Here is a 3,895-nt window from a genome sequence, read left to right on the forward strand (position 1 = left end):
CCGCCGCCGCCGCGATCGCCGCCACCAGGCAGCCCCAGGCCGCGCGTCCGCCGAGTCCCATGCCGCGCGGTACAACAGGCCGGCGTGGCCGTCGCCACCCGCCTTCGCGTCGCCGATGCGATTGTGGGTCGGCCTGTGACGAGGTGACGACCGGGCGCGTCATCGATCTGGACGAGGGGCGCCATCCTGTGCCATTCAGCTCACGAGCGCAGCGCCGGCCGGTCCGGGCGTCGCGCCACGTGTGCGCGGGTGTGGTGGAATTGGTAGACGCGCCGGACTCAAAATCCGGTTCCGCAAGGAGTGTCGGTTCGACCCCGACCACCCGCACCCTTGATCGCAGCTGGCCGTAGCCTCGCTATGGTCGCGTCCGCGATCGAGGCGGCCGGCGGGTCGGCGACGCCGAACCCGTCCGACGACTCGGCTTTGCCGCGTCGCGCCCTTTCCCCCGCTAGCGCCGACGCTATACCGCCGCCATGACCCCCGATTTCGATTTCGCGCTGGGTGAGATGGCGGACATGATCCGCGACACCACCCGGCGCTTCGCCGCCGACCGGATCGCGCCGCTGGCGGCCCGGATCGACGCGCAGGACTGGTTTCCGCGCGACGAGCTGTGGCCGGCGATGGGCGCGCTGGGGCTGCACGGGATCACCGTCGCCGACGTCGATGGCGGGCTGGGGCTGGGCTATCTGGAGCATGTGGTCGCGTGCGAGGAGGTCGCGCGCGCGTCCGCCTCGATCGGCCTGTCCTATGGCGCGCACTCCAATCTGTGCGTCAACCAGATCGCGCGCTGGGCCAGCCCCGAGCAGAAGGCCCGGTATCTGCCCAAGCTGATCAGCGGCGAGCATGTCGGCAGCCTCGCCATGTCGGAGGCCGGCGCCGGCTCCGACGTCGTGTCGATGCAGCTGAAGGCGCAGGTGGTGCAGGGCGGCTATGTCCTCAACGGCACCAAGTTCTGGATCACCAACGCGGCCTATGCGGACACGCTGGTCGTCTATGCCAGGACGGGCGAGGGCAGCCGCGGCATCACCACCTTCCTGATCGAGCGCGGCATGCCCGGCTTCTCGATCGGGCAGAAGATTGACAAGATGGGGATGCGCGGCTCGCCCACCGCCGAGCTGGTCTTCACCGATTGCGAGGTGTCGGACGAACAGGTGGTGGGACCGGTCAATGGCGGCGTCGGCGTGCTGATGAGCGGGCTCGACTACGAGCGCACGGTGCTCGCCGGCATTCAGCTCGGCATCATGCAGGCGTGCCTCGACACGGTGCTGCCCTACCTGCGCGAGCGCCGGCAGTTCGGCGTGGCGATCGGCTCGTTCCAGCTGATGCAGGCCAAGGTGGCGGACATGTACGTCGCGCTCAACAGCGCCCGCGCCTATGTCTACGCCGTCGCCCGCTCGTGCGACGCGGGGCGGACGACGCGGTTCGACGCGGCGGGCGCGATCCTGCTCGCCAGCGAAAGCGCCTTCAAGGTAGCGGGCGAGGCGGTGCAGGCGCTGGGCGGCGCGGGCTATACCAAGGACTGGCCGGTCGAACGCTATCTGCGCGACGCCAAGCTGCTCGACATCGGCGCGGGGACCAACGAGATCCGGCGCATGCTGATCGGCCGAGAGCTGATCGGCGCGGCGGGCGTGGTGGCGCAGTGATCCAGCCCTTCGTCACCCTGAACTTGTTTCAGGGTCCATGCGCGACGACTGACCTGGGGAGAGACGTCGAGGGCAGCGCGTGGATGCTGAAACGAGTTCAGCATGACGGCGATCTGCTGTGACCGCCCCTGTCCTCACTTCCAACCTGTCGCTCGAGTCCGACCAGTTCCGCGCCAACGCCGCGCACAACCGCGCGCTCGTCGAGCAGCTTCGCGCCACCGTCGCCCAGGCCGCGCTCGGTGGCCCTGAAGCCTCGCGCGAGCGCCACACCGCGCGCGGCAAGCTCCTTCCCCGCGACCGGGTCGAGCGGCTGCTCGACCCCGGCTCACCCCTGTTGGAGATCGGCCAGCTCGCCGCGCACGGCCTGTACGACGGCCCAGGCGAGACAAACAGCACGCCGGGCGCCGGCATCATCGCCGGGATCGGCCGCGTCTCCGGCCGCCAGTGCATGATCGTGTGCAACGACGCGACAGTGAAGGGCGGCACCTATTTTCCATTGACAGTAAAGAAACACCTGCGAGCCCAGGAAATTGCTCGGGAAAACCGGCTGCCCTGCATCTACCTGGTCGACTCGGGCGGCGCCAACCTGCCGCATCAGGCGGAGGTCTTCCCCGACCGCGACCATTTCGGCCGCATCTTCTTCAATCAGGCGACGATGAGCGCGGCCGGCATCGCCCAGATCGCCTGCGTGATGGGGTCGTGCACCGCCGGCGGCGCCTATGTCCCGGCGATGAGCGACGAGACGGTGATCGTGCGCGGGCAGGGGACGATCTTCCTCGCCGGCCCGCCACTGGTGAAGGCCGCGACCGGCGAGGTGATCTCCGCCGAGGAGCTGGGCGGCGCCGACACCCACGGGCGACGCTCGGGCGTGGTCGATCACGTCGCGGAGAATGACGAACACGCGCTGACGATCGTGCGCGACATCGTCTCGACGCTGCCGCCGCCGACGGTGGCCAGCGTCAACCGCCGCGAGCCGCGCCCGCCGCGCTTCGACGCGGACGAGCTGTACGGCATCGTCCCCGCCGACGTCCGCGCGCCGTATGACGTGCACGAGGTGATCGCGCGTCTGGTCGACGGCAGCGAGTTCCACGCGTTCAAGGCACTGTACGGCGCATCGCTGGTCTGCGGCTTCGCGCACATCTGGGGCCTGCCCGTCGCGATCCTCGCCAACAACGGCGTGCTGTTCTCCGAGAGCGCGCAGAAAGGCGCGCATTTCATCGAGCTGGCGTGCCAGCGCCGGGTGCCGCTGCTGTTCCTCCAGAACATCTCCGGCTTCATGGTCGGTGGCAGATATGAGGCGGAAGGCATTGCGAAACATGGCGCCAAGCTCGTCACCGCGGTCGCCACCGCGAGCGTGCCGAAGATCACCGTGCTGATCGGCGGCAGCTTCGGCGCGGGCAATTACGGCATGTGCGGCCGCGCCTATGGACCCCGCTTCCTGTTCACCTGGCCCAATGCCCGCATCAGCGTGATGGGCGGCGAACAGGCCGCGTCCGTGCTCGCGGCCGTTCACCGCGACGCGGAGACCTGGACGCCCGAACAGGCGGAAGCCTTCAAGACCCCGATCCGCCAGAAGTACGAGGACGAGGGCAACCCTTATCACGCCACCGCGCGGCTATGGGACGACGGCATCATCGACCCCGCCCAGACCCGCGACGTGCTGGGCCTGGCACTGGCGGCGACGCTGGAAGCGGAGATCGGCGATCCCCGCTTCGGCGTGTTCCGGATGTGAGAGGGGAAGGCGAACCCATACCTCCCCGGAACGGGGAGGGGGACCGCTCGCCGAAGGCGAGTGGTGGAGGGGTCGCCCCGCCGCGTCTGCGTGCTCCGCGCAAGGTCGTCGAGCACGCCCGCCGGCAACGCCGCACCGGCAACCTGCCCGAGGTGATCCTGTGGCGCGCGCTGCGCACGCGTCCGGGCGGCTACAAGTTTCGCCGTCAGCATCCCGACCTACCCGGCGCCTTCGATTTCGCCTGCTTGTCGGCGCGGTTATGCATCGAGATTGATGGCGAGGTCCACAATCGGGGCGACCAGCCCGCGCGCGACGAGCGCAAGGACAACGCCGCCGCCGCCCTCGGCCTCGCCGTCCTGCGCCTTCCCGCCAGCTTGATCCTGCGCGACCTTGCTGCTGCGCTAGTCGCGATCGTTGCCGCCTGCCGCGAGCGTGCGGCGCCACCCGCCCCGCGCCGACCCCTCCACCACCGGCCTGCGGCCGGCGGTCCCCCTCCCCGTTCCGGGGAGGTATAAGGACG

The 3,895-nt window shown here is 69.8% G+C and carries 3 protein-coding genes and 1 tRNA gene; all 4 read left to right on the forward strand.

The features are described from left to right. Positions 1–245: 245 nt before the first annotated feature. Positions 246–327: transfer RNA gene (locus HUU95_RS10380), tRNA-Leu, on the forward strand. Between the two features lie 146 nt (positions 328–473). Next, positions 474–1,643 carry an acyl-CoA dehydrogenase family protein gene (locus HUU95_RS10385; RefSeq protein WP_174280046.1) on the forward strand — a complete coding sequence of 390 codons (1,170 nt, stop codon included), beginning with the start codon at positions 474–476 and terminating at the stop codon, positions 1,641–1,643. A 118-nt stretch (positions 1,644–1,761) separates the two neighbouring features. Beyond that, on the forward strand, positions 1,762–3,375 hold the full coding sequence (locus HUU95_RS10390) for a carboxyl transferase domain-containing protein (protein ID WP_174280047.1): 1,614 nt from the start codon (positions 1,762–1,764) through the stop codon (positions 3,373–3,375). Beyond that, positions 3,261–3,890 (forward strand): endonuclease domain-containing protein, encoded by a 630-nt coding sequence (locus HUU95_RS10395; protein WP_174280048.1) that lies wholly within the window; start codon positions 3,261–3,263, stop codon positions 3,888–3,890. Before HUU95_RS10390 ends, HUU95_RS10395 begins: the two co-directional genes overlap by 115 nt. Positions 3,891–3,895: the final 5 nt, after the last annotated feature.

Source organism: Sphingomonas bacterium (genome assembly GCF_903643065.1).
Classification (GTDB): Bacteria; Pseudomonadota; Alphaproteobacteria; order Sphingomonadales; family Sphingomonadaceae; genus Sphingomonas.

Bases quoted from the DNA above. Each gene is read 5' to 3' on its own strand.
- HUU95_RS10385 (WP_174280046.1), top strand. From the start codon at position 474: ATGACCCCCGATTTCGATTTCGCGCTGGGTGAGATGGCGGACATGATC.
- HUU95_RS10395 (WP_174280048.1), top strand. From the start codon at position 3,261: ATGGGACGACGGCATCATCGACCCCGCCCAGACCCGCGACGTGCTGGG.